Source organism: Geomonas sp. Red276, assembly GCF_054784495.1.
The window spans coordinates 1-25,100 of sequence record NZ_BLXW01000040.1; the positions used below are offsets into that span (position 1 = coordinate 1).

Annotated in this window: 25 protein-coding genes, 1 tRNA gene and 2 pseudogenes; 15 read left to right on the forward strand and 13 right to left on the reverse strand. The window is 60.1% G+C overall.

The genetic code is table 11. The features are described from left to right. A pseudogene (locus ACYVL5_RS20000) lies at positions 1 to 119 on the forward strand (IS30 family transposase); the annotation flags it as partial. A gap of 17 nt (positions 120 to 136) precedes the next feature. On the opposite strand, the pseudogene ACYVL5_RS20005 reads toward ACYVL5_RS20000, so the two are convergent. From ACYVL5_RS20005 to tssF, 4 genes and pseudogenes are all read right to left on the reverse strand, one after another. Next, positions 137 to 694 (reverse strand): annotated as a pseudogene (locus ACYVL5_RS20005) (contractile injection system protein, VgrG/Pvc8 family); the annotation flags it as partial. Beyond that, entirely contained in the window at positions 672 to 1,445 is a 774-nt protein-coding gene (locus ACYVL5_RS20010) for an NlpC/P60 family protein (RefSeq protein ID WP_460597344.1), read from the reverse strand. The gene ACYVL5_RS20010 and the pseudogene ACYVL5_RS20005, both read right to left, overlap by 23 nt. Before the next feature lie 2 nt (positions 1,446 to 1,447). Further along, positions 1,448 to 2,317, reverse strand: coding sequence for a hypothetical protein (locus ACYVL5_RS20015; protein WP_460597345.1), 870 nt, complete (start codon positions 2,315 to 2,317; stop codon positions 1,448 to 1,450). Positions 2,318 to 2,329: 12 nt separating this feature from the next. Continuing rightward, complete coding sequence (tssF, locus tag ACYVL5_RS20020) at positions 2,330 to 5,173, reverse strand: type VI secretion system baseplate subunit TssF (protein WP_460597346.1); 2,844 nt, start codon at positions 5,171 to 5,173, stop codon at positions 2,330 to 2,332. A gap of 440 nt (positions 5,174 to 5,613) precedes the next feature. On the opposite strand from tssF, the gene ACYVL5_RS20025 reads away from it, so the two are divergent. Next, positions 5,614 to 7,110: a SecDF P1 head subdomain-containing protein gene (locus tag ACYVL5_RS20025; protein WP_460597347.1), complete on the forward strand. Its 1,497-nt coding sequence runs from the start codon at positions 5,614 to 5,616 to the stop codon at positions 7,108 to 7,110. Between the two features lie 87 nt (positions 7,111 to 7,197). Here the strand turns inward: ACYVL5_RS20025 and ACYVL5_RS20030 are convergent, their stop codons facing one another. From ACYVL5_RS20030 to ACYVL5_RS20040, 3 genes are all read right to left on the reverse strand, one after another. Continuing rightward, on the reverse strand, positions 7,198 to 8,088 hold the full coding sequence (locus ACYVL5_RS20030) for a DUF4384 domain-containing protein (protein WP_460597348.1): 891 nt from the start codon (positions 8,086 to 8,088) through the stop codon (positions 7,198 to 7,200). 40 nt (positions 8,089 to 8,128) lie between these two features. Continuing rightward, positions 8,129 to 8,320 carry a M23 family metallopeptidase gene (locus ACYVL5_RS20035; RefSeq protein ID WP_460597349.1) on the reverse strand — a complete coding sequence of 64 codons (192 nt, stop codon included), beginning with the start codon at positions 8,318 to 8,320 and terminating at the stop codon, positions 8,129 to 8,131. A gap of 65 nt (positions 8,321 to 8,385) precedes the next feature. Next, complete coding sequence (locus ACYVL5_RS20040) at positions 8,386 to 9,273, reverse strand: DUF1835 domain-containing protein (protein ID WP_460597350.1); 888 nt, start codon at positions 9,271 to 9,273, stop codon at positions 8,386 to 8,388. 524 nt (positions 9,274 to 9,797) lie between these two features. Here ACYVL5_RS20040 and ACYVL5_RS20045 point away from each other — a divergent pair. Further along, positions 9,798 to 10,808 carry a transposase gene (locus ACYVL5_RS20045; RefSeq protein ID WP_460597351.1) on the forward strand — a complete coding sequence of 337 codons (1,011 nt, stop codon included), beginning with the start codon at positions 9,798 to 9,800 and terminating at the stop codon, positions 10,806 to 10,808. A 74-nt stretch (positions 10,809 to 10,882) separates the two neighbouring features. Here ACYVL5_RS20045 and cmoB read toward each other — a convergent pair whose 3' ends face one another. The 5 genes from cmoB to ACYVL5_RS20070 form a co-directional block, all read right to left on the reverse strand. After that, positions 10,883 to 11,854 (reverse strand): tRNA 5-methoxyuridine(34)/uridine 5-oxyacetic acid(34) synthase CmoB, encoded by a 972-nt coding sequence (cmoB, locus tag ACYVL5_RS20050; RefSeq protein ID WP_460597352.1) that lies wholly within the window; start codon positions 11,852 to 11,854, stop codon positions 10,883 to 10,885. Further along, positions 11,851 to 12,585, reverse strand: coding sequence for a carboxy-S-adenosyl-L-methionine synthase CmoA (cmoA, locus tag ACYVL5_RS20055; protein ID WP_460597353.1), 735 nt, complete (start codon positions 12,583 to 12,585; stop codon positions 11,851 to 11,853). Before cmoA ends, cmoB begins: the two co-directional genes overlap by 4 nt. 40 nt (positions 12,586 to 12,625) lie before the next feature. Then, positions 12,626 to 13,021: a PIN domain-containing protein gene (locus ACYVL5_RS20060; protein ID WP_460597354.1), complete on the reverse strand. Its 396-nt coding sequence runs from the start codon at positions 13,019 to 13,021 to the stop codon at positions 12,626 to 12,628. Continuing rightward, positions 13,018 to 13,287: a hypothetical protein gene (locus ACYVL5_RS20065; protein ID WP_460597355.1), complete on the reverse strand. Its 270-nt coding sequence runs from the start codon at positions 13,285 to 13,287 to the stop codon at positions 13,018 to 13,020. The genes ACYVL5_RS20060 and ACYVL5_RS20065 overlap by 4 nt, the downstream gene beginning before the upstream one ends. Positions 13,288 to 13,567: 280 nt before the next feature. Continuing rightward, positions 13,568 to 13,665: transfer RNA gene (locus ACYVL5_RS20070), tRNA-Sec, on the reverse strand. Positions 13,666 to 13,938: 273 nt separating this feature from the next. Between ACYVL5_RS20070 and ACYVL5_RS20075 the strand changes: the two genes are divergently transcribed. The 7 genes from ACYVL5_RS20075 (at position 13,939) to galU (ending at position 17,900) form a co-directional block, all read left to right on the forward strand. Further along, positions 13,939 to 14,265: a YggT family protein gene (locus ACYVL5_RS20075; protein WP_460597356.1), complete on the forward strand. Its 327-nt coding sequence runs from the start codon at positions 13,939 to 13,941 to the stop codon at positions 14,263 to 14,265. Beyond that, positions 14,262 to 14,711, forward strand: coding sequence for a DivIVA domain-containing protein (locus ACYVL5_RS20080; RefSeq protein ID WP_460597357.1), 450 nt, complete (start codon positions 14,262 to 14,264; stop codon positions 14,709 to 14,711). Before ACYVL5_RS20075 ends, ACYVL5_RS20080 begins: the two co-directional genes overlap by 4 nt. After that, the gene (locus tag ACYVL5_RS20085) at positions 14,704 to 15,000 is read left to right on the forward strand and encodes a DUF167 domain-containing protein (protein WP_460597358.1); all 297 of its coding nucleotides are present in this window, start codon (positions 14,704 to 14,706) and stop codon (positions 14,998 to 15,000) included. Before ACYVL5_RS20080 ends, ACYVL5_RS20085 begins: the two co-directional genes overlap by 8 nt. Positions 15,001 to 15,010: 10 nt before the next feature. Further along, positions 15,011 to 15,475 carry a CBS domain-containing protein gene (locus ACYVL5_RS20090; RefSeq protein ID WP_460597359.1) on the forward strand — a complete coding sequence of 155 codons (465 nt, stop codon included), beginning with the start codon at positions 15,011 to 15,013 and terminating at the stop codon, positions 15,473 to 15,475. 85 nt (positions 15,476 to 15,560) lie between these two features. Next, positions 15,561 to 15,809: an FmdB family zinc ribbon protein gene (locus tag ACYVL5_RS20095; protein ID WP_460597360.1), complete on the forward strand. Its 249-nt coding sequence runs from the start codon at positions 15,561 to 15,563 to the stop codon at positions 15,807 to 15,809. A gap of 272 nt (positions 15,810 to 16,081) precedes the next feature. After that, positions 16,082 to 16,930 (forward strand): bifunctional 5,10-methylenetetrahydrofolate dehydrogenase/5,10-methenyltetrahydrofolate cyclohydrolase, encoded by an 849-nt coding sequence (folD, locus tag ACYVL5_RS20100; RefSeq protein WP_460597361.1) that lies wholly within the window; start codon positions 16,082 to 16,084, stop codon positions 16,928 to 16,930. 103 nt (positions 16,931 to 17,033) lie between these two features. Next, on the forward strand, positions 17,034 to 17,900 hold the full coding sequence (gene galU, locus ACYVL5_RS20105; protein WP_460597362.1) for a UTP--glucose-1-phosphate uridylyltransferase: 867 nt from the start codon (positions 17,034 to 17,036) through the stop codon (positions 17,898 to 17,900). On the opposite strand, the gene ACYVL5_RS20110 is transcribed toward galU, so the two are convergent. Beyond that, positions 17,897 to 18,778 carry an energy transducer TonB gene (locus ACYVL5_RS20110; RefSeq protein ID WP_460597363.1) on the reverse strand — a complete coding sequence of 294 codons (882 nt, stop codon included), beginning with the start codon at positions 18,776 to 18,778 and terminating at the stop codon, positions 17,897 to 17,899. The genes galU and ACYVL5_RS20110 overlap by 4 nt on opposite strands. A gap of 216 nt (positions 18,779 to 18,994) precedes the next feature. Between ACYVL5_RS20110 and ACYVL5_RS20115 the strand changes: the two genes are divergently transcribed. The 5 genes from ACYVL5_RS20115 (at position 18,995) to ACYVL5_RS20135 (ending at position 24,987) form a co-directional block, all read left to right on the forward strand. Beyond that, positions 18,995 to 19,807 carry an electron transfer flavoprotein subunit beta/FixA family protein gene (locus ACYVL5_RS20115; RefSeq protein ID WP_460597364.1) on the forward strand — a complete coding sequence of 271 codons (813 nt, stop codon included), beginning with the start codon at positions 18,995 to 18,997 and terminating at the stop codon, positions 19,805 to 19,807. A 31-nt stretch (positions 19,808 to 19,838) separates the two neighbouring features. Further along, complete coding sequence (locus ACYVL5_RS20120; protein WP_460597365.1) at positions 19,839 to 21,164, forward strand: electron transfer flavoprotein subunit alpha; 1,326 nt, start codon at positions 19,839 to 19,841, stop codon at positions 21,162 to 21,164. Between the two features lie 16 nt (positions 21,165 to 21,180). Continuing rightward, on the forward strand, positions 21,181 to 23,169 hold the full coding sequence (locus ACYVL5_RS20125; RefSeq protein ID WP_460597366.1) for a heterodisulfide reductase-related iron-sulfur binding cluster: 1,989 nt from the start codon (positions 21,181 to 21,183) through the stop codon (positions 23,167 to 23,169). Further along, positions 23,166 to 24,224, forward strand: a complete 1,059-nt coding sequence (locus ACYVL5_RS20130; protein ID WP_460597367.1) for a CapA family protein — start codon at positions 23,166 to 23,168, stop codon at positions 24,222 to 24,224. Before ACYVL5_RS20125 ends, ACYVL5_RS20130 begins: the two co-directional genes overlap by 4 nt. A 76-nt stretch (positions 24,225 to 24,300) precedes the next feature. After that, positions 24,301 to 24,987, forward strand: coding sequence for a type 1 glutamine amidotransferase (locus ACYVL5_RS20135; RefSeq protein WP_460597368.1), 687 nt, complete (start codon positions 24,301 to 24,303; stop codon positions 24,985 to 24,987). The last annotated feature ends 113 nt before the right edge of the window (positions 24,988 to 25,100 follow it).

Below are 25,100 nucleotides of genomic sequence, written 5' to 3' on the forward strand. Positions count from 1 at the left end.
AAGAAGAGGCGGTACAGAAGGCAGTCGATCGGCTAAATAACCGCCCCCGCAAGTGTTTAGACTACCGGACGCCCGCTGAGGTCTTTGCTACTGCCCTCGCTGGTGCATTTGCAACTTGAATTGACAGAGCATAGACAGCGTCACTGTCAGAAATTATCATTGTGTGACCACTCTCGGTATGCTCAAAATAGTAAAACATGCCATTCTCTTCAAGAACCCGTGATATGAAACCAAAATCACTTTCCCCGAATTGGTTGCAAAAACGTAATGGCGTGTATTCTGATTCAAGCCGAAAACAATGATCCATGTTGATCACGTCGTTATTGTTCAGTAAATGCGATACTATTTCAATTGGTGTCATTTTTTGAAATGCTCTGTAATGTTTATTAAGATCTAGAAGTAAAATTGAAGGGACAACGGTTGCTTCATAAATCAGGAAGTGGCCGCATTTGCCTGATAACATTAAGTTATTTATGATGCCGTGCAATATACGTTTCCCATTCGGACCGTATATCGTGAGAACTGCATCATTCCCCAAAACTAGGTGACTGTCTATTTCGTTTTTACTTACAACTTTTATAATGAGCGAGAACGGCTTAGATATCTGTTCATACAATGATAAATGTTGGACCCACACTTGATAGTCGATGTGTTTTATACGGAATTCAAACTTATCGCCTTTGTGTCCTTTCATGCCTGAATAGCCCTCCAAACTTTGACTTTGCACATGCTACAACAGACTGACCTTTGCCGTACATGTCATTGATGATGCTCGAACCAATGTCTTGGTGACGCGTTTTATTTATAGTGGGTTTAAACCTGTGTATTGAATGAACGTTATTTGCTGACCTATTTGGTCTTTTAATATTACGATTTGAGTAGACTCTTGTTCCAAGTGGACGCAATGTCGGTAGTTGATTTGCACCATTGAGATGCACGTCAAGGTCAGCGCTATATCGGCTATTTTTTACTCTTTTGAAAGAATTTATGGGTCTGTCGTATCCATATGTTATTGGTTTTCCATCAGGATCGAATGGCCGACTTTTTTTATTGCTTTGACCTCTAAATGTTTTGATATCAGTTATAAAATATGATGTTGTGATTCCACCTTTGTTATTTCTGCCACTCATATGAATGAACCTACCTAGTGATCTTTGATGATCGTATTCGACAACGATACCAACATGACCACTAAAGAGAATGATGTCTCCTGGCCTAACGTCCTCAGGCTCAGTTTTATCGAAAGCACTACAGCTTATCAAGCCTCTAGTACTTTCGTAATCGAGTCTGTATCCTGACTCAATTAAAACGTGGCAGACAAAACCTGAGCAATCAAAACCTAAGACACCCGTTTCCACCACTTCGCCATTGTGTGGGTTAGGGAGGTCGGATCTCCTCGTGTTTCCTGTGCCGTAACGCTGAGAATTTTGAGCAATGTCGCTCAAAGTTATTCCTTGGAAAGGCTGTCAAGGGTGGCAAGGATCTTACTGAAGCTAGAGATTGATTCTAACCTGGATTTATATCCGTCATCTGTACACATTTTGCGCCGGAATTTTTTTTCATCACCTTTCACCTCACTCAAAACGTACCCATTTTGAAGCTTTTTATTGATGTAGATTTTGAATGATAATTTATCGTCACATACATCATTATTGGCAACGTCCATTTTTTTGAGGGTCGTAAAGTATGCAATTGCCTCCTGTAGACGTGTCATTTCTAGTGGAATGTTTTCTTTGCTAATTACCCATTTTCCATTTTTTTTAATAACCTTGATAGTGAACATTAAGGTTCTATTTTTGATCGGTAAGGTATACAAATCGTCTTCTCGTGCTCTTATGCGTTCACTGATTTCACCTTTTCCAAATATGCTTTCTACAAAGACATTCGTATTGGTAGAGTAGGTGACGCCATTAGTTGACACCGTCAGCTTTCGCCAGTCCTCAATCTTTTGCCCGTTCGAAACCAACGCGCGGGCATCTATTTCTAATCCAAGGACTGCAGTTTTTGCATCGTAGGTCCCTAACTGCTGAATCTTGTACGACCTTACGACAAATTTTAGGCTGTCCTGAGGCGCGCCGCCATTTTCAGTCAGATCCCACCACAATGGATATCGATCATCATCCGACCTGTTGCTGTAGTCGCTCAAATCGGCTTCTACGAAACAAGTCAGCACGTCTTCCGGTTTAGACGTACTGCACTTTTGATTGGATTTATTTGCCCCCTCTGAGTCGGAAGCGTAACCATTAATTCCGCCACCACATATCACGAATAAATGAATAAGTATCTTGATTATTGCCAAAGTAATTTTGTTGTTCATTTTAGCTCCATTTTACAATCGTAATGTTGTGCCACCTAGTCGCGCAGGGTATTCAAGCTGTAATCCATGGTTTGACTCTCCGGCAGTCAGCATGATGAAACAACTCTCCGAGACGCAGGCGCCCAGAAACCTTTCCAGAACTGAGCAGAAAAGGAAGACATCACCCGGTCCTGAATAGTTCTCCCCGCACACGGTCAGGCGCACGTGATAGCCGCGGAACAATCTCCCCTTTATGAGCCGGTCGGTCTCGGTCACGCTGATCTCTTGGATGCCGTCGATTCGGTGCCGGTATGCCGCCAGGTATTTCTGGTCTCTTCCTTGTAAGGGGAGCAATTGATGGAGAAACGCGCGGAGATGGCCGACCCCATTAAGACGAAGTGTTCCGATGGAAAACCCGCCCAGCATCCTCCAATGGAGATTTGGCCGGACCTCCGGAGGGATCATGGCGGTGACAGGGGTAATGTTGGTGAATTGCGCCGCTTCCGGCGTTGTCGAGGTGGGACGATTGATGCCGCCTACCACAAGCTGCTTCGGTAATGACCCATTGGTGCAAATCAGCTCGATATTCAGCTTCTTTTCAGCAGTTGCGCTTCCATCGCTTGAGGGAACTAACGAGATCCATGTGTCGAGGCCATTGCCGGTCATTGATCTCGTATGGGTGATGGAGCAAAGGTGGCCATCGTGGGTTGCCTTTGACAGTGGCGTATCAGGCTTGTATGTCTGCTTGGCTAATGTTCCCACCTCCAGAGCGGTAACTCGGTCCACCGCGTACACCTGATAACTGTCTGATGCCTTCCCTGCCGGCCTCACCAGTTGGGGCGTGCTTTCCGCTGTCATCATCAAAGACTTCGCCTTGTGATGGAACAGGTTCACGACAGGCACCGCAAAGAGAACGAACGAGTCCCTTTCAATGTGCGGTACGGGGAAGGGAGGCTTGTTGAGCTCGAATGCAATCTCGAATCGATGTCCACTGCCCAACTCGCTGCAGCGCTCCAAGCCGTGCAGGTCCAGGAACATATGCTTTTCCGGGAATAGGAAGTATTCCTGGAGCATCAGATTGCCGGAAACCGGGCACCCCTCGGCAAGAATAGCTTCATTGGCAGCTAATCCTGCCGCCTCAATGCAATCGGCCGGTAATTCTGCGGTAGAACCGCTGTCGTTGCCGCGAAGCACGATGCGTTTCAGGGATCGCAAAAGCAGCAAGTTGAGGGCGCAGTCCTTCGCATGAGAGCCGCCGAGAAAAAGGCGAAGGGGGGGAGCTTTCCACTCAGAAAGCGGGACCCCATGCAACTGGAAGCTCAAGACAATCCGAGGGGGCTTCCCCGCTGGTTCCAGGTAGGTGGCATCAGTGAGTGTCAGTGGGAGCAATGTTACGTCGAAGCAGGTACGAAAGAGGCAGGTGGTTTCTTCTATTGGACGCGCCGCTACTTCTGTCCCGGCTGGAATCGATAGCGGTTTTACCGATCCGGACTTGGCGGCGAATGCCACAATTGCCGTCGCCGGGATCGGGCGCATTTGCCAAGGCTCCAGCGTCTGGGCCAGATCGCCGGTTATCTCCGGGAAGTCGTCGTTCAGCTTCATCAGCAGGTGAGCGTTGAGCAAAGCTACTCCCTCCAGTAGACGCTCAACACCCGGGTCCGCCTGCTGTGCTCCAACCATGGAGGCCAACCCGGGATGGCTCTTGGCGTAGTTCGTCGCCAACTCCCGCAGTCGAGCCAACTCCTCCCGATATACATCGCTGAGCAAGCGTGATTCCCTCCCGGCAAAGACGTGGGATTCGGCCTGGATGTCGCCCGCGGGGGCTGAATCGTCTGGTGGCGCCGGCTGCGGTAGGCTGGCTGGTGAAATGGTGACGGATTGCTGGCCAAGGGTATCGCCGGCGGAGCACCAGGTGTTGAGGCCAAGCAGGGCACTCTTTGGATCCCCGAGGATAAGCGGGCGTGCTTCCCCGGCGGCCATAGTTAGCCGGATATCGAACTCCAGGGGATCGCTGATGTATAACCGGACCAACCTGACGAGCTTCTCATGCCGAATGGTCCCGGGGAGCAGTGAATTGAAGTCGGCATTGGATAGGGGACCGATATGGATGCGGAACTTTCCCATCCTGTCCGGTATTTCACTACCCACCACCGTGTCGACTCCGAGAGTGCAATTGGAGATGCCGAGGCAGATGCGCTGGTCTTGCGGTATCGTCGCCTGGCGAAGTACGCACTGCTCGATTTCCAGGTTCTTTATCCCCAGCGCGCCCCGCAGAAGCGTCTTCAATCCCTCAGCCGATCGGCACCGCTGGGTAAATAAACCCGCGTAGCGGACCTGTGACCATGCATCTGGGATACCCTCGCGAGCCTCCTGTTGACCTAGTCCGATCAGGGATAGCAGCCGCTCCCGGTCGCGGGGATTCTTTTCCTCCGTCACTCGGATGAAGAGCCGGTACTTGCTCCAGCACTGGTGGTAAAGCTCATAGAGCCGCTGATGGAGTAGATCCAGGAAGTCGCGGTTGACTGACGCCCCGGCGGCGGCTTCGTCAAGTAGGTCTTCGGTATAGTGGGTCGGTAGGGGGGATGAGGCACCGTAAAGTCCCAGGAAGGTGGTGGTGACAAGAAGTTCCGTCTCGTCGTCTCCGTGGTCGCCAACCTCCACGCCTGTCACGTCGGCTGCCGGAAACGCGAGCGATAAGTCGGTGCGGATGCGCAGATGGTTTCGCCAGGGCTGGTTCGGCAGTTCGGGCAGTTCGGGCAGTTCGGGCAGCTTGTCCGATCCGAGCGCGACGCGGGCCAGACGCATGACCTGGTCGAAAGAGAACTCGTGCCCGCGTGCGAGCAGGTCGTCCAAAAGGGAAGGGGGAGGTTCGGTCATGGACAGATAACTCCTAATCCTCTCAGCTTGGGGGGGAGCCGGGTGAGAAGTAAGGCAAGTCCCGCCAGGTTTATTGGGTTAATATAAACCAATAAAAGCCCTCGTCAAATCCGGCTCCATGTGGGCAACCCGTGGCTAGAAGCACTCTTTGCGCTTAAATCACCTCCTCTTGCCGATGCCATCGCTGTCGACCAGTCTTCTTCGTCCTTCCATGATTTCCTTTGGCTCTGATGCGGCTATTGACTATTCCAGCTCAAGCAGATTAAGGTGACTGGCATCCGCAGATGCGGTCAGTGTCATGGGGGGAATGGAATATGACAGCGAGGCTTTTTATGATCAGGATCGGACGGGCATTCCGTAATTGGCTTCTTTCTCCGCTGATACTCCTCGCACTTCTCACCCTTCAGACATCGGGCGCGGCAGCATCCGAAAAGGGGAGTGTGGTCACCCTGGAAATCGCTTCCACCGGGAAAGGGTTCATCGACAAGGAGATCACCCGCCGCTCCGTCGAGGTGATGAAAAACCGCCTGGAGTCGATCGGCATTACCGACGGATCGGTGGAGCAAAGGGGGGAGCGATGGATCACTCTCCGCGTGGCGCGAACCGGTACCGAATTGGACACCGTCATCGAATTTCTCTTGAGGCCGTCCCGGCTGGAATTCAGGCTGGTGAAGGATGCCAACGCCCAGGATGGCGACGCGGCCGATACGGAAACGATCTATGAGTCGACCTTGGATGGGGATGGGAAGGTGGAGGAGATTCCCTACGTGGTGGAGAAAAAGCCGCTCCTCTCCGGAGATGTTGTGGAGAGTGCGGAAGTGACCTTCCTCGAGGCCGGTGGAGCTGGCATACCGGTCATCGATCTCGTTCTCAACAAGAAGGGGAGCGACCTCTTTGCCAAGGTGACCGAGGCGTCGGTGGGAGAGAAAATTGCCATCGCGGTCGACGGCAACGTAGTTTCCGCCCCCGTTATCCGCACCGCCATTACCGGAGGGAGGCTGCAGGTAACCGGCCGTTTCACCGTCGATGAGGCGCGCGATCTGGCCAAGGCCATCCAATCGGGAGTGCTGCCGGCCTCGATCCGCGTTGCCGACCGGCGCGAAGGGGGATCGAACGAAGAGCCGGCCACCGCTGGCGAAGTCAATGTCGATGACGTTGCCGATGCCCGGGTCCCGCCCCGCGCCGACAACTTTGCCGTCGTCATCGGCATCGAGACCTACCGGGATATCAAGGGGGTCGATTTTGCCGTGCATGACGCGAAGACCGTGCAGACCTACCTGACGAGGCTGATGGGTTACCCGGAGGAGAATGTCGTTTTTCTCCCCAACGAAAGGGCGACCAAGTCCGATCTCGAAAAGTACTTGGGCGTCTGGCTTAAGAACCGGGTGAACCCGCAGAGCACCGTGTTCGTCTACTACGCAGGCCATGGCGCCCCCAATCCGGCCAGCGGCGATCCCTACCTGGTCCCCTATGACGGCGACCCCAACTATCTGGAGACCACCGCCTATCCGCTCAAAAACCTCTACGCAGGACTTGCCCAGCTCAAGGCGAAACAGGTCGTGGTGGTGCTTGATTCCTGCTTCTCCGGCTCCGGAGGGCGCTCCGTTCTGGCCAAAGGTGCGCGGCCGCTCGTCATGTCGGTGGATGCTTCTCCCGCCTTGAGTAAGAACATGGTAGTGCTGGCCGCCGCCGGCGGAAGCCAAATCAGCACCTCCTACGACAAAGCAGGTCACGGACTGTTCACCTACTATCTGCTGAAAGGTTTGAAGGGAGAAGCCGCGGCGGGGAAGGATGGCTCGATAACCGTGGCAAGCCTGTACCGCTACCTCCTTCCCCAGGTGGAAAAGACGGCGCGGTTGCAAAACGTCGAACAGACGCCGGTCATCACGCCGGGCCTGGCAACCCTCAAGGAGATGGGAAACCTGCGTCTGCGCTGATTGCTGCCGATTCCAGTCGAAAGAGAGAGGGTGGCGAAAGAGAGAGACGGCCGAAGATGACTCTTCGGCCATCCATGTCAGGCGCTGTTATTGGGGCACAATCCTGTAGTTTAGAGTGTATTCACCCCAGTCGGCGGGATCCAACTGCATGAGGCGTTTTAAGAGATCGCTGACGAGGCCGGTGGATTTCGCGTCGTACACCTTGAATCCCTGCTGGAATCCGCTGTTTAACAGAGGCTCCTCCTGCCTGGTGGCAATGATCTTGATCCTCTCCACCGCCCCGGTGCGCTTGAACGCGGGGAGGAGCATCGCGTTGAGCCGGACTCCGGAATCCGGCGGCGGGAAAGTCCCGACTTGGTTGGCGCGCACAAAATTGTCCCGGACCTTCGAGTTCGGCAGCAACTGGGTCACCGAGTTGTCGGCACCGATCACGAAGAGGTAGACGTAACTATCTGAGCTTACCTGGTAGTTGATCTCGACTAATTCCCCCTCGCGCAGGGTTTCCTGGGACAGCGCCGCCTTGATGCGGATTCCCTCGCCGCTTTCGGGATAGACCGGCCTTACCAGGGCTTTGATTCTGACCCGGTAGCGGTTCGGGTCGGTTGCGTCACGTTCCTGTTTGAGCACCTCGACCTTTTCGATCTTGCCGCGCACCCTGGCGAAGACCATATCGTCGGCGAGCTGGCCGTTACTGACCAGGGTGTGAGAGCGGATGAAGACCCCGACCGCACTTTCGACGGCAGCGCGTTCCGCCTCCAGCTTGGCCCGTTGGATAACCTCGACCGCCGCCTCCAGGTCGCTCCCCACCGATTCCCCCGTCGCCTCCACCACGACCGGCTCATCCGCCGCCATGGCGGCGCTCACCGCTCCCGCTGATGACCAGGCAAAAATCGACCAGAAGAATAGGCCGGCAATGATCCCCCTGACGGCCATGGCTGCCGGCCTGCTCAATCCCGCACTCTTCCAAACTCTATGCACCGGCACCTCCCGATTTCCTCCGAACATCACCCGCGCCCTCTCACTCCTTCGCTTTTTTGCTCCCATCCTTCATCGCCAGGTAGGGGTACGGGTCCTGACCCCGGCTTTGGTGATAGATGCCGTAATGGAGGTGGCAGGGAGTGGTTGCGGCATTGCGGGTCTTGCCGACGTACCCAATGATATCGCCGCTGTGGACATGGTCACCCCGGCGGATGTCGCCATAGCGGCTCAAATGTGCGCTGTATAGCTACGACCCTCAAAGTCTCTACCTTCGCCAGCTCTTCACTTATTCAGCCTTTACTCAGACGAGGCCGGATCGAGATGATATACCCGATAGGAGCGAATGGACTTTTGGCTGTCCCATTGGGGGAGGTAGGCGGTCGGGCCCTCTATCCTCACCAGGGGAGGTAGGCGTTTGGCCAGGTTGTTGATCTTCGCCCAGAGGGTGATGTCTCCCCAGTACTGCGGGGAGGTGTCCCTGGCGGCGACATGGGTGAAGATGTCTGCCGGTGTATGGCAACCGGATTGCACCGCTTCTAACGCCAGCCGTTCGAGAAGCCCCAGGCCGGTTTTCTCGTCCGGCCGTTCTTCCAGCCAGCGGTCCACCGCGGCCGGAACTAAGCGAAGAGGGGCATTGACGGTGGTCGCAAGTTTCAAAAAAGCGGCGTGGTCCTGGTGCGCGAAGGCGTTATCCACCTTTTCCGAGAAGCGGAACTGATCCTCGGTGACCGGCTGGCGCGAGGGATACAGGGAGGCGAATTGACTCGGACGCAGTTGCCCAAGCCCGTTGAAGGGGACGATGCCGGGGAAACGGTCCACACAGAGAAGCGAGCAGCGCTCTTCGGCTCCTTTGATGGCCAGGCAGGTGAGAATATGACAGAGCATCGACTGGTCGCAGAGGCAGGCATCGAACCACAAGACCACCTCATCGAACTCGGACACCGTCTCCAGTTTCGCGTACTGACTCTTCAGCCCGTCGAGGATCTCGTCCCGCCCCAGTCCGCCCGCCGTCGTTTCCTCAAGAAAAAGTGCCCGCGCCTTCAGCGTCTTTTCCGTCGGCCACCCGGGCTCTCTCGGCCCCTCGTACAGCAGGTCTCTCCAGACGAGCACCTCCCCGGGAAGGCCGCTTTTCGTAAGCCCATCCGCCGCCGCATCGCCGTTAACTATGTGGAGTCTTTTATTCATATTGCCATTCATGGAAGCCCGCCTCCCAATATCCTCTACATAGGAGCATTGGGCCAGGCTTTTAAAGATTGCAATGTTGCGAGCCTGACCCCAGTCTGGCGAATTTTTCCTTCTTCGAACGCGTTGTAACCCTCAATACGGCGGGGGGGCGCCTGTGTTGAGTGGTAGGTGGAAGCGACTATATAGATATTCATTCCTGCTGTCAAAACGAAGTTAATGAGGTGCGGTGAAGGGCGAGAGATTCTTTGGGGGGGAGGGGAGGACGGCAGTTTTTTCGGAATCCGAAAAAAATCACATAAGCCACCAGTATCGTTTAACTTTACCGAAAACGGCCTCTGGTTCAAGCGTCAGGGCATCAACCGGCCTGCGGGATAGGCCGGTGGGTATGTATTCGGAATTACAACGGTGAGTATCGGCGACACCCGCTCCTTCTTTCATGAGGCAACCGGATTTCCCGCCACGGCAGCACTGAAACGAGGACACCTTTCGGTTGCGCCGGGGTGGGGGGCTGGTACTCTTCCGGCATGCCTACTCTCGCCCGCATAGATCAGGTGGACCTTCTCCAGCATGTCATCGTGAAGGCGGTTCCCGGCCAACTCCTCTTCGAGGACGACACCGACCGCACGCTGCTGCTGGCAAAGCTTGGGCCTTTGCTGCGCCGCACCGGTACCCATTGCCTCGCCTGGACTCTTGCCGCCGATCACTTCCACCTCCTCGTGCGTCCCTCCACCCAGAGGCTCGCCAATCTCATGCTGCCGCTCCTGGTAGGGTACGCCCGCGCCTTCAACCGGCGGCACGGCCGGCGCGGTCGTCTGTATCACGGGCGCTACCGCTCCGTGGTCTGCGACGAGGAGATCCTTTTCAAGGAGATGGTTCGTTACCTCCACCTCCACCCGTTGCGTTGCGGGGAGGTGGCCAATTTGAAGGAACTGGAAAGCTATCCCTGGTGCGGGCATGGAGTCCTGCTGGGGCTGCGCGAGCAGGAGGGGCAAAGCGCGGCCGAGGTGCTCCATTGCTTCGGGAGGAAAACGGAGCGCTGCCGTCTGGCCTACCGGCGGTTCGTCAAGGCCGGGGCAGGGCAGGGGACGCGCTGGGAATTGGCGGGGGGAGGAAAGCGGCGGGTGTTAAGGCTGGGAGTGGACCCGCAGCCCACCTTATGGGACGGGCGGGTGCTTGGCTCCAGCAGTTTCGTGCAGGAGGTGGCGGAAGGTCAGACGTGCCGGGCGCCCGTGCGGGGGAGAAGCCACCATATCTATAGCGCCGTCCGTCCTGAGGTAATTCCGGTGCCGGAGCTGGTCGAAAAGGTTGCCGAGGCGGTCGGGCTGAGTGGGGAGGAGGTGCGCCGGCGCAGCCGGGTGCCCGAAGTTGCGCGTGCGCGGAGCGCCGTATGTTACCTGGCGTACATCAGGAACGTCCATCCGGGAAAGGTGGTAGGAGCCGAACTGGGGATCGCGCCTTCGACGGTATGCGCAAGCGCGCGGGCAGGCGAACGTATCTGCCGCACCGACTATCGCCTCATCCCGCTGCTGGGATGAGCGAAGGAGAGAAGTGTCTGATCCTCTACGGCCCTCATGGCTGTGCTACGGAGTTGGAGGCAGTGAAGCGATACCTACGGTCTTGTCGCCGTAAAGATCGCCCTTAGCGGGGCCGGGTGGCCCTCGATGGTCCTTCCGCGATCGTCGGGATCCAGGAAGTCGGCCAGCGACTCGAAGCGCATCCAATCTGTCGTGCGCTGCTCGTCGAGGCTGGTACGGTTGGTGTCGACACAGGCAATGTTTTTGAACCCGCAGCGCTCAATCCACAAGGCCATCGCGTCAATCGACGGGAGGAACCAGACGTTGCGCATCTTCGCGTAACGATCCGGCGGCATGAAGACGGTCTCCCGGTCCCCTTCGACAATCAGTGTCTCGAGAATCAGTTCGCCACCCGGGCGCAGGCACCCCTTGAGCTCGTAAAGATGGTCGAGGGGGGAGCGCCGGTGGTAGAGGACCCCCATGGAGAACACGCTGTCGAAGCAGGCGAGATCGGGGGGGACGTCCTCGATGCCGATGGGGATGACGTGGTGCTGCGGGTCGCGAAGGTAGCGCTGAATCACCTGGAACTGCTGCACGGAAACGAGGAAAGGTTCGATGCCGAGGACGAACTCTGCGCCGGCGCCGCGCATCCGCCAGCCGTGGTAGCCGTTGCCGCAGCCCACATCGAGGACTTTGCGGCCGGCGAGCGGCTGGATGTGCGGCAAAACCCGCTCCCATTTCCAGTCGGAGCGCCACTCGGTGTCGATCTCGATGCCGAAGATGTGGTAGGGACCTTTCCGCCAGGGGTGGAATGCCTGGAGTTGGGCGATCAACTCGTCGCGGCTGATTTCGCCCAGATCGGCACTTGAGCCGATGGTGACGCTCTCCTTCAGTTCGATGCGGGACGGGCGCAACTCCGGCAGCGATTCCAGTGCCGTCAGCCAGTCCGCCATCTTTCCGTGGCGGTCGAGGAGCACCCTCTCCGGCAGGGTCGCTTTCAGTTGCTCCGCCCAGCGCTCCTGGCCCATGGCGGCAAGTTGTGGATAGAGGCTGTCGTAGAAGCTCATTTGACGGCGACCAGGGAGGCAAAGTTGAAGCACTGGAACCACACTTCGGAGAAGGAGAAGCCGGCGGCCTTGAGCCGTTCGTGATGGCTGGAGAGGGGTTCGGGGATCATCACGTTCTCCAAGGCCGACCGCTTCTGGCTGATCTCTAGGTCGCTGTAGCCGTTGGCCCTTTTGAAGTCGTGATGGAGCTCCACATGGAAATGCTGCCGCTCCTCGTCATCAAAAGCGATCTTCTCGGAGAGGATGAGGATGCCGCCGGGGTTTAGCCCTTCATAGATCCGGTGAATGAGCGCCAGCCGCTCCGCGGGGGGGATGAACTGCAGGGTGAAGTTGAGGACGGCCACCGAGGCGTTCTCGATAGTGACATCCTGGATATCGGCGCAGATCATGGTCACCGGAACGGTCGGGCCCGAGTCGCGGGCCAGCAGTTCGCGCCCCCGCTCGATCATGGCGGGCGAGTTGTCGACCGCGATGATGTCGCAATCCGGCTGGGTGATCCGCTGCCGCATGGAGAGCGTCGCTGCCCCAAGGGAACAGCCGAGGTCATAGCAGTGGCTCCCCGCCTGGGCGTATCTCCCGGCCAAGATGCCGATATTGGAGATGATCATCCCGTACCCGGGGACCGAACGTTGTATCATGTCGGGAAAGACCGCGACCACTCTCTCATCGAATTTAAAGTCGATCATTTCCCGTAGCGGTGCGGCGTAGATAGCGTCTGTATTTCTGGTCACAGTTTTGCGGTCCTTGCTAAAGCGATTTGTGCCTCAATGGTCACTCCACCAATGTCACCAGGATCTGCGGCAGCTTCAGGAAATGGCGGTCTGCTGTGATAAGGTTCAGTCCGTGCTCCATGGACGAGGCGGCTATCCAGAGGTCGTTGGTGGGGATGGGGGTGCCGTTTCGCCGAAGGTAGTCGAGGATGAGGGCGTAACGCTCAGAGGTCTGATGGGTCAGCGGCAGGATCGACACTCGCGTGATCGAGAGGAACTTATCCAGGATCTGCCGGTTCCGTTTCTCACTGTTGCCTTTCCTGAAACCCGACAGCAATTCCCCCACCACCACCGCCGAAAGGTGGACCTCGTCAGCCTGGTCAAGGAGCGCAGCCACCTCCTCTTGTCCCCGCATCAGACGCGAGTACGCTGAAGTATCCAAGAAGAGCCGATTCATCGCCACAGCTCCTCATCCACCCCGCGCTGCTCCTCGAGCGCTTCGTTGAACGCCGCGGTCTCGTCTTCTGCCCATAGCCCCAGGAACTGACGGAACTCCCCTTTTTTCGGGGTGGCACCCATCCGAGGGGATTGCGGCTTTCGCTCCAATCCCCTTATCAGTAACGAAACGAAGGCCTTGTTAAGGCTGACCCCTCTTGTCCTGGCTTCGTCCTTGACCATGCTTTCGACATCTTCGGGAATGCCTCGCAGCGTTATCTGGCGCATAGTTCCCTCCATTGAATCATTGTGAGTCATTGTGACTCGCTTTGACTCGACAGTCAATGCCTCCCCACCGTGCCGTGCTCCTGTGAGGGGGCGCGCCGGTGGGGCCGTCGCCCACGAGGTTCTGTCCTGCACTGTTACAGAAGGGCGGTAGACCAGATTCGCGGACGAGGCGCCCGCAAGAGATCGTTGGAAAGGCAGCGGTGTCCGGAACCGCGGTTGCGGTGAGTATGGACAGTTTGGGCGGGTGTGCGGGCTGCAGTTGCATGTACGGCGGTAAAAATGGCGGAAGCACATGGGAATCGAACCCACCCGGGAGGCTTCTCACCCCCCACACTGGTTTTGAAGACCAGGCCGCCCACCAGCGACGGACGTGCTTCCTTATTGCTCAAGACGTTTTAGATGATGGAAGGGGGATAGTCAACCGGAAATCTCTCCCCACCCTCCTCGCCGTTCAGGCGCCCCCCGAAGAGCCCGTTTCCGCCCCTCCCCGGGCAAGGACTGGAACAGCCGACCAAGGCGATGGTACCAGCAAGGGAAAATGTCTGGAAAAAGGCATGAAAAGGGGCCAAGGCGGCCGGGGGCGGCCTTGACAAGGGAGCCTCTTTTCCTGTATATCTTTGCAGTCGAACCACCAGTCTTAGAGGGGGATCAATGATTCTGCTAGGCAACATTCTGTACGCCCTGGCAAAGATAGTCGAGCTGGCAAGCGGACTCCTTACCGTTTATAAGTACATCCTTTTGGCTAGTGTGGTAATCTCCTGGATCAGCGCCGATCCCTACAATCCCATCGTCAACTTCATTTACCGGGCCACCGAGCCCGTCCTCCGGAAGGTCCGCCGCTACATGCCGGACACCGGGGCGATCGACTTTTCTCCGCTGGTGGTGTTCGCACTCATCTACCTCGTGCAGATCATCGTCTTCGATACCGCCTATTCCTACCTCATGATGTACGCGTCCCAGCTTAAAGGTGGTCTATGAAGATAAGTCCGATGGACATCCAGCAGCAGCAGTTCAAGGGGAAGATGATCGGCGGCCTCGACCCCGACGAGGTCGACGCCTTCCTCCAGGCGGTGGCCTCCGAGATGGAAGGGCTCATCCGCGAGAACAACGAGCTCAAGGAGCGGCTCAACCGCCACGCGGCCGCCATGAGCGAGCTGCAGGCCCGCGAGTCGCAGCTTCGCGAGACCATGCTGGCCGCCCAGAAGATCACCGAGGAGATGAAGGCCAACTCCCAGAAGGAGGCGCAGCTCCTTCTCTCCGAGGCCGAACTCAAAGGGGAGCGGATCGTGGCCGAGGCCGAGAAGAAGGTCATCGAGCTCTCCAACCAGATCCAGGATCTCAAGAGGGACAAGGTGCGCTTCGAGGCGGGCTTCAAGCACCTGCTCGACACCTACTACAAGATGCTTTCGGTCACCGATGAGTGAGGAACTCCGGCTGACCCTGGATGCGGACGCCATCGTCTTCACCGTCCACGTCCAGCCCCGCGCCTCGCGCTGCGAGATCTGCGGCCCCAAGGAGGGGGAGTTGAGGCTTAGGCTCACCTCGCCTCCCGTCGACGACGCCGCCAACAAGCAGTGCGTGGAGCTCTTGGCCAAGACGCTCGGGATCGCCAAGTCCAAGGTAACCATCAAGTCGGGCGCCAAGACCCGGCACAAGGTCGTCAAGGTAGAGGGGGTGGACAAGGACCACCTCCTCTCCTTATTAACTCAATAGAGAGGATCTAATGAAGGCAAGAGACATAATGGTGACCGATGTCCCTGCGATCTCGGTGCGCACCACGGTGGCGGAAGCGGCCCGCACGATGAAGGCAAATTTCGGCGACGAGAGTTTCATGAACGCCGCGCCGGGACTCATCGTGCTCAACGAGCGGGGCGGCTTGGCTGGCATCCTTACCCCCCTGAGCATCATCACCGCGCTCATGGAGGGGGTCAAGACCCCCGGCTTCGACGACCCGTTTTTCGCCTCCCTCTGCCAGCGGATCAAGGACCTCCCGATCTCCGAAATCATGGAGCATCAGCCGATCTCGGTCACCCCGGACGCCAACGTCACCGACGTGGCCGACCTCTTCATCAAGCACCGCTTCCAGCGCGTGCCGGTGGTGGAAGGGAAGAAGGTGATCGGCATCATCTACCGCTCGCGGCTCCTCTTCGCCATGACCAAAAGCCTGGAGCTCGCCCCGACCCCTTGACAAAGGGCGGGGGGGCTCCTTATATTACCGTTACTCCAGACTCGCCTGCTCATGAGTTACGTAATGCCAGGAGGAAGTACAAGCAATGCCACTTTACGAGTACCAGTGCAAAAGCTGCAACAACACCTTCGAGCTTCGTCAGAAATTCTCCGATCCGCCGGCCTCTGCCTGCCCCTCGTGTGGTGGTGAGGTCGAGAAGCTGATCTCCCAGTCCGGATTCGCCCTCAAGGGGGGCGGCTGGTACGGGGACGGCTACAGCGGCGGCGGCTCCAAGCAGTCCCCCCCGTCCTGCCCGTCGGGCGGCGGTTGCGCAGGGTGCCCCTCGGCCGCCTAAACGACTGCGAGACCCCCGGCAACGGGGGTCTTTTTTTTGATCTTTTCCCAAAGCGCTTTACAAACTCCCTGTTCTTACTTATTATTTCTCCATTAAAACCACACCAGTGACCATACATTAAGTCTTCGGCCGGGGTAAACCCGGCAGCTGCCTCACATCGGGCGACCGGGTAGTTCCCGGCCGGCTCATGAGGATAGTGGCGGACCGCCGTTGGGGCCCTTTTTACTGGGGCCTCAGGGCGAACTGTTGGCGTCGCAGGAAAGGAAGATTCAATGGCAACGATTATCGATGGGAAGGCCATCGCGGCGAAGATCCGCGGTGAAATCGCGGCGGAGACCGCACGTCTGAAGGAAAAAGGGGTGACCCCCGGCCTGGCGGTCGTGCTGGTGGGGGAAGACCCGGCCAGCAAGGTGTACGTTTCCATGAAGGAGAAGGCCTGTGCCGACGTCGGCATCTTCTCCGACGAATACAAGCTCCCCGCGGAGACGAGCGAAGCGGAGCTCCTCGCCCTGATCGAGAAGCTCAACGCCGACGACAGGATCGACGGCATCCTCGTGCAGCTGCCGCTCCCCAAGCAGATCAACACCGACCGGGTCCTGGAGGCCATCTCCCCGGACAAGGACGCCGACGGCTTCCATCCGTACAACGTCGGCCGCCTGGTGATCGGCAAACCGACCTTCCAGCCCTGCACCCCCTACGGGGTCATGGTGATGCTCAAGGAGGCGGGGGTCGATCTCTCCGGCAAGGAGGTCGTGGTGGTCGGCCGCTCCAACATCGTCGGCAAACCGGTCGCCTTCATGTGCCTGCAGCAAAACGCCACCGTCACCCTTTGCCACTCGAAGACCCGCGACCTGGCCGGCAAGGTGGCCCAGGCCGACGTGGTGATCGCCGCCGTCGGTGTTCCGGAGATGATCAAGGGCTCCTGGATCAAGGAGGGGGCGGTGGTCATCGATGTCGGCGTGAACCGGGTGGGGGAGAAGAAGCTCGTGGGGGACGTGGAGTACGCCGCCGCGGCCGAGCGCGCCTCCGCCATCACCCCGGTCCCGGGCGGGGTCGGGCCGATGACCATCACCATGCTGCTCTACAACACCCTGGAGTCTGCCAAGCGCAGGGTCAAGTAGCCGGGGTTCGGGGGACGGGAGATCGGGCCCGGCGGGCGGCGGGCGGCAAGATGATCCCTTGAAGTCGGATGGATTGAGGACAGCCTGGTTCGGGAGGTCTACCATGCGCGTCAAGAAGGCAGTCTTTCCGGTAGCCGGCCTGGGGACCCGTTTTCTCCCGGCCACCAAGTCGACCCCTAAAGAGATGCTCCCCCTGATCGACAAGCCGCTCGTCCAGTACGTGGTCGAGGAGGCGGTCGCCTCGGGGATCGAGCAGATCCTGTTCGTCACCGGGCGCGGCAAGAGGGCCATCGAGGATCACTTCGACATCGCCTTCGAGCTGGAATCGATGCTCTATGACAAGGGAAAGGACCTGGAGCTTCACCAGGTGCGGGAATTGGCCGAGATGGCCACCATCTTCTTCGTCCGCCAGAAGGAGGCCCTCGGGCTTGGCCACGCGATCCTCTGCGCCAAGGAGTTCGTGGGGGACGATCCCTTCGCGGTCCTCTTGGGCGATGACATCATCGACGCCGAAGAGCCCTGCCTCGCCCAGCTGCTGGAGGTCTACGAGAGTTACCGGGCACCGGTGGTGGCCCTGAAACGGGTCCCGATGGAGAGCATCTCCGCCTACGGCTGTGTCAGGGCCGAGCACCTGGGCGGGCGCGCCTGGGAGGTGCGGGACCTGGTGGAGAAGCCCCGCCGGGAGGAGGCACCCTCCGACCTCGCCATCATCGGCCGCTACATCCTCACCCCCGGGATCTTTCCGATCCTCGAAGTGCAGGAACCGGGGAGGGGGGGCGAGATCCAGCTCACCGACGCCCTCAAGAAGCTCGGGAGCAGCGAGTCGATCTACGGCTGCCGGTTCGACGGGGCCCATCACGATTGTGGCGATAAGCTGGGATTTCTGAAGGCCACGGTGGACATGGCGCTCAAGAGGGAGGAGTTCAACGGCGCCCTGGAGAGCTACCTCAGGAGCCGGCTGGGGTGTTAGTGGAGTCTCCCTCCACCGTTGCCGTAATGGAAGAAGGCGATGACCTTGAAGGTGTCGCTGGTGTACCCGCGGGGAAACGAGCCGATGGGGCCGATCTCCTTAAGGGTGCGCAGAACCTCGTTGTCCAGAATCTTGCTCCCCGAGCTCTCCAGGATGTCCACCTGCACCACCTCGCCGCTCCGGTTGAAGGTGATCCTCACCGGGGTTGTCCCCTCGATCCCACGCTCCAAGGCCTCGCGCGGATAGCGCCAGACACCGTACACCGCCGTCTCCAGCCTTCTCAGGAAGGAGCCGAAGCGGATGTCGTCGCTGTTGAGGAAACGGGTCTCGTCGTCGATCTCGTTGGCGTATTTGCGGCGGTAGGTCTCCTCCAGCCTGGCCAGGCGGGTAGGGCTCGGGAAGAGCGGGCTCCCCTTGGGGACGGAGCTGTCGGAACTCTTGGGCTTGAAGATCCCTTCCCCTCTGACCGCGGGGGGGGGCGGGGTCCTGGGGATCTGGGCCGTCTCGCTCTTGGCGGCGGGAGAGGGCTGCGGCTGCTGCCTGAGCGGGGACGGGGAGGGGGACGGCTTGACCGCCGGCCTGGGCGGTGAGGGGCGCATGGCCTGGGGCTTCGGGGGTACCGGGCGCTGGGCGACCGGGGGAGGGGTGGCCGGGCGCTGGTCGCGTACCGTTTCCCGCGGGGAGATCTCGTCCCCCTTGGTGTGGGGCTGTTCCATCTTGGGAAGGGGGAGGTCGGTTAAGTCCACCATGGTGGGCTGCTCGGGAGGCTTCGGTTTCCCCTCGGGAATCATCCTGACGAGCTGGAAGATGGCCAGATGGAGCAGGACCGATAAAGCCACCAGGTAGAGAAAAGATTTTTCGATGTATCTGTTGGACATGAAGCTCCACCCGGCTTCGGGTGCTAGAGGTGAAATACCGGATAATATTAAGGGTCCGGCCTGCAAAAAGCAACTTCGATTTGGCTTTGAAATAAGGAAGTTTTGTGGAAGGGCACCCACCCGTTGCCCCCGCAATCTTCCGTCCTTTGACTTACGTCAACATATTTGCCGGTACTTCAGGTAGCCTGAAGTCATCAACATTACCCGAGGTTTTCCATGCTGGTAGTCGTGTGCGTCAAGCAGGTCCCCGATACCACCCAGGTCCAGATCGACCCGGTCACCAACACCCTCATCCGTGAAGGGGTTCCCTTCATCGTCAACCCGTACGACACCCACGCGGTCGAGGAGGGGCTGAGGCTGAAGGACCGTTTCGGCTTCAAGGTGGTGGCCATCTCCATGGGCCCCCCCAACGCCGAGGCGACCCTGAGAAAGGCGCTCTCGCTGGGGGTAGACCGCGCCATCCTCCTTTCCGACCGCGCCTTCGGCGGCGCCGACACGCTCGCCACCAGCAAGGTCCTCTCGGCCGCCATCGCCAGGCTGGCCAAGGACGAGGAGGTCGGGGTGGTGATCTGCGGCAAGCAGACCATCGACGGCGACACCGCCCAGGTAGGCCCCGGCATCGCCACCCGCCTCCACTGCTCCCAGCTCACCCTGGTGGACCGGGTGGAGGATCTCGACCCCTCGCTAGGGAGGATCCGGGTCAGGAGGAAGCTCGAGGGGAGGCACGAAGAGGTCGAGGCGCCCCTTCCGGTGCTCCTCACCGTGGTCCGCGAGTTGAACCGCCCCCGCTACCCGAGCGTTCCCATGCGGCTCGCCTCCGAGGAGGCGACCGTCGAGCTCTGGGACAACAAGGTGCTCGAGCTCGATCCCAACGGCATCGGGCTCAAGGGCTCCCCGACCTGGGTGAGCCGGATCTTCTCCCCCGAGCGCGCCAAGGGGGAGATCCTGGGCGACGGCGCCCGTGACCCTGAAGAAGCGGCTGAGATCCTCATCTCCAAGATGCTGGAAAAAGACCTGTTGGCACTGTAACCACCGTACCGGTGAAAGGATAGGTGAAAGGATGACTGAAGCCGTCAAGCCGCCCAAGAAGCCGCGCGGCAAGGCCGCCCTCCTGGAGGGCAAATGCATCGCCTGCGGCGCCCGCTGCCAGAGCGTTTGCCCGGTAGATGCCATAATCATGAACGAGGCCGGCGAGCCGATCGTCGACACCTCCAAGTGCATCGGCTGCGTGAAGTGCGTGAAGGTCTGCCCCGTGCAGGCCCTCGAGATGGCCTTCACCCCCGAGGAGAAGCGGATCCTGGAGGAGCTGGCCAAGTCGTCGGCCGGGGCCGCCGTGGAAGCGGCCGAGGAGGACCCCGAGGAGGCGGCGCTCAGGAAGAGGCTCTCCGTCTACCGCGGCGTCTGGGTCTTCGTCGAGCAGACCCGCGGCGAGGCCGCCAAGGTCTCCTGGGAGCTCCTGGGGAAGGGGAAGGAACTGGCCGAGGCGCGCAACTGCGAGCTGGCCGCGGTGGTGATGGGGGAGAACGTCGAGGAGCTCTGCCGCCAGGCGATCGGCTACGGCGCCCAGAAGGTCTACCTGATGGACGCGCCGGTGCTCCGCGATTACCGGACCGAGGCGTACCAGCGCGGCGTCTGCCAGCTGGTCGGGAAGTACAAGCCTGAGGTGATCCTGATGGGGGCCACCGGCCTCGGGCGCGATCTCGCCGGGGTGGTGGCGACCGAGCTCTCCACCGGCCTCACCGCCGACTGCACCGGCCTCTCCATCGACACCAAGGGGAACCTGATGCAGACCCGTCCGGCCTTCGGCGGGAACATCATGGCCACCATCATCTGCGACAAGTACCGCCCGCAGATGGCGACCGTGCGCCCGCACGTGATGCCGATGCCCGCCTTCGACGCCTCCCTTACCGGCGAGATCGTCCGGGAGCCGGCGGCGGTGACCGAGGAGGAGATCCCGGTCAAGGTGCTCAAGGTGATGATGGACGGGGGCTCCAGCGACGTCGACATCGCCGGTGCCGAATTCATCGTCTCCGGCGGCCGCGGCATGATGGCCAAGGAGAACTTCGCCATGCTGCAGGAGCTCGCCTCCGTCTTAGGTGGCGTGGTGGGCGCCTCGCGCAGCGCGGTGGACGCCGGCTGGATGCCTCCCGACCGCCAGGTGGGGCAGACCGGGAAGACGGTGCGTCCCAAGGTCTACATTGCCTGCGGCATTTCCGGCGCCATCCAGCACCTGGTCGGTATGCAGGATTCCGACGTCGTCATCGCCATCAACCGCGATCCGGAGGCCCCCATCTTCCAGGTGGCCACCTACGGGATCGTGGGGGACATCTTCAAGATCATTCCGGCCCTGACCGAGAAGCTGAAGGCGCTCAAGGCCTCCCGATAATCCACGAGGAAACCTTATGATTCCGCATTACGCTCTGTTTACTCCGCTGCTCATCGCCTCCCTGGGCTTTTTCTGCTGGAGCGTCTACCGCCGTTTCTCGCTGCTTGCCCTCGGGCAGCCCGAGCAGCGGCTCGACCGCCCCTTCGACCGCCTGAAGGAGATGCTCCTCTACGCCTTCGCCCAGATGCGGGTCGTCAAGAAGCCGTTCGGCTTCAACCACCTGGTCATCTTCTGGTCCTTCCTGATCCTGATGCTGGCCAACGGGGAGTTCCTGGTGAGCGGGGTGATCCCTTCGCTGAACCTGGGGCTCTTGCCGGAAGGGGTGCACCACGGGCTTCTCTTCGCCTTCGACATCGTCTCCCTCTTGACCCTGGTGGCCATCGCCGTCGCGGTAGGCCGCAGGCTCTTCGTCAGGCCTCCCTACCTGGATACCGCCTACGTGAAGGGGATAAGCGCGGACGCCTTCCTGATCCTCTCCTTCATCGCGCTCCTGATGGTCGCCTACTTCGGCATGCACGGCGCGCTGATCGCCCAGGGGAATGATCCGGCCGCGGCCGCCATGCCGGTCTCGAGTTTCGTGGCGGGGATCTTCCCCGGCGATCCCGCCACCCTTTCCGCGGCGGTCGCCTTCTTCTGGTGGCTCCACGCGCTGGTCCTTTTGGCCTTTCTCTGCTTCCTGCCGCACTCAAAGCACATGCACATCCTGACCGCCATCCCCAACTGCTACCTGGCGAGCCTTGAGTGGCCGAACACCCAGCCGCGCGAGAAGTTCGCCAAGGGGGAGGTCTACGGGGTAGGGCGGGTGGACCGCTTCAGCTGGAAGGATCTCCTCGATACCTACAGCTGCACCGAGTGCGGACGCTGCCAGGCCGCCTGCCCGGCGACCGCTACCGGCAAGCCGTTGAACCCGCGCCAGATCGTGCACGCCATCAAGACAAACCTCCTGGAGAACGGCCCCGCCATCAGGGAGGGGAAGGCTCCCAGCGTCCCGCTGATCGGTCCGGAAGGGGAGGGGACCAACACCGAGGAAGCCATCTGGTCCTGCACCACCTGCGGCGCCTGCATTCAGGCCTGCCCGGTGCTGATCGAGCAGATGCCGAAGATCATCAAGATGCGCCGCTACCTGGTGGAGACCGAGGCCCGTTTCCCCGAGGAGCTCCTGAACCTCTTCGAGAACATGGAGCAGCGCTCAAACCCCTGGGGGATCGCCCCGGCCGAGCGGAGCAAGTGGGTCTCCACCATGCAGGTCAAGACCTTCGAGAAGGGGGAGACCGAGTACCTCCTCTACGTGGGGTGCGCAGGCTCCTTCGACTCCCGCGCCAAGCAGGTCACCGTCGCGCTGGCCACCGTCTTGAACGCGGCCGGGGTCTCCTGGGGGATCCTCGGCAAGGACGAGAAGTGCTGCGGGGACAGCTTGAGGAGGCTCGGCAACGAGTACCTCTTCGACAAGATGGCCCGCGAGAACGTGGAGCTCTTCCGCGAGCGCGGGGTCACCAAGGTGATCACCCTCTGCCCGCACTGCCTGACCACGCTGAAAAACGACTACCGCCAGTTCGGCCTCGAGCTCGACGTGGTGCACCAAAGCGAGCTGGTGGCGAAACTTCTGGCCGACGGTAAGCTCACCCTTCCCCGCAAGGAGCTGGGGCTTGGCAAGATCTCCTACCACGATCCCTGCTACCTCGGGAGGCACAACGGGATCTTCGACGCACCCCGCGAGGCGGTCGCCAAGGCTACCGGGAGCGCGGTGCAGGAACTCCCCCGCCACAAGGAGAACTCCTTCTGCTGCGGCGCCGGCGGCGGCCGGATGTGGATGGAGGAGTTCACCGGCGAGCGTGTCAACCATGTCCGCGTGGAGGAGGCACTGGCCGAAAACCCCGACACCATCTGCGTCGCCTGCCCCTACTGCATGACCATGATGGAGGACGGCCTCAAGGACAAGGGGGCCGGACAGGTCCGGGTGAAGGACGTGGTCGAGGTGGTCGCGGAAGGATTGCGCCCGCTTTGAGATCCCCCTTCACGAGCATCCTGAAAACGGCGGCGGCTACAGCATCCTTGCTGGTGGCCGTTGCCATTTTCCCCGCCGGGGCGAGGGGTGACGGGGGGATCACGGTGGCGGCGGTGGGGGACATCATGATGGGAAGCGATTACCCGTCCCCCGACCTCCCCCGCAACGGCGGAAGGTGGCTCTTCTCGGAGGCCGCCCCCTTCTTCAGACAGGCGGACATCTCCATGGGGAACCTGGAGGGGCCGCTCACCACGGAGGAGGAGCCGACCAAGGACACCTCCACCGGACGCTGCTACCTCTTCCGCACCCCCCCCTCCTTCGCCGCCAACCTCAAGGCCGCCGGCCTCACCATGGTTTCCCTGGCCAACAACCACGCCAAGGATTTCGGCAGGGCCGGGATCCTCTCCACCAAGCGGGCCCTCCGCGAGGCGGGGGTCACTTTTTCGAGCAAAAACGGGGAGGTGGCGGAATTCACCGTCCGCGGCCTGCGGGTGGGCATCGTCTCCCTCTCCTTCGGCGCCCCCCCGCGCTCGATCGTCTACCGGCAGCAGGCGCTGGACGAGATCGCCGCCCTGGTCCGCCGCTACGACATCCTGATCCTCTCCGTTCACAACGGCGCCGAGGGGCGCTCCGCCATGCACGTGTCGCACGGGATGGAGTACTTCATGAACGAGCCGCGCGGGGACCTGCTCCGCTTCGCCCACGACGCGATCGACCGCGGGGTCGCCCTGGTGGTCGGGCACGGCCCCCACGTCCCGCGCGCCCTGGAACTATACCGGGGGAGGCTCATTGCCTACAGTTTGGGCAACTTTGCCACCTACGGAGGCGTCAACGTCGCCGGGGAGAACGGTTACGCGCCGCTTCTTTCCGTGGAGCTCGCGGCGGACGGCTCGTTCAAGGCCGGGGCGATCCACTCCTTTCTCCAGCGGCGAAAGACCGGCCCCCACCTCGACCCGAAGCAGCGGGCCCTGCGGCTGATGAAGAGGCTGACCGCCGAGGATTTTCCCGACGGGCGGCTGGAATTTCTCGATTCCGGGGTGGTACGGGCGAAGTAGGGGGGGCTGTGAGGTCCGGGACTATTGGCATGGCCGATGCTTTCTTTAGATGCAAACTACGTACAAAGGATTCCGCATGTTCCTCATCATCCAAAACGACCCCGAATGCCCGCCGGGGAGCCTGACCTCGCTGCTGGAGAGCGCCGGGGAGCCGTACCGGTGCGAGCACGCCTACGCTAAGGAGGCTCTCCCCGACCCCGCATCTTGCACCGGCGTCATCGTGCTGGGGGGGGATATGGGGGCCCACGATACCGGGCGCTTTCCCTACCTGCTGACGGTCGGCGACTTCATGCTCCGCACCCACGCCGCGGGGATTCCCCTCCTCGGGATCTGCCTCGGGGGGCAGCTCCTCGCCAAGGTCACCGGAGGCTTGGTCAGCTCCCCTTCGCCGCACGGAGAAAAGGGAATCTGCCGGGTCCTATTGAACGAGGCCGGTGCCGCCGACCCTCTCTTCGCCGGGGTCGACCGCGCATTCGTCACCTTCCAACTCCATAACGACAGCTTCACCCCCCCTGCGGGCGCCACCCTCCTGGCCGGTTCTCCCGCCTGCCCCGCCCAGGCCTTCCGGCTCGGCACGGCCACCTACGGAGTCCAGTTCCACCCCGAGGTCGACCGCGCCATCGTCTCCTCCTGGGGGGCGCTCTCCAACCCGCCGTGCGACTTCCTGACCGGCTTCCGGTTCGAGGAGGAGGCTTTCCGCGCCTCCTCCACCGCCATCCTTTCCAACTTCATCTCACTTGCCTTAGCAACTCGCATCCCTTGAAAATCAAGCGCAACATTGTAAAGTCTTAATGTTCATCCCAATGACACCCTGATCAAGAACGCCGCCTCCTCACGGGGGCGGTGACATCCGACTCTCGCCGCACGCGGCGGCAC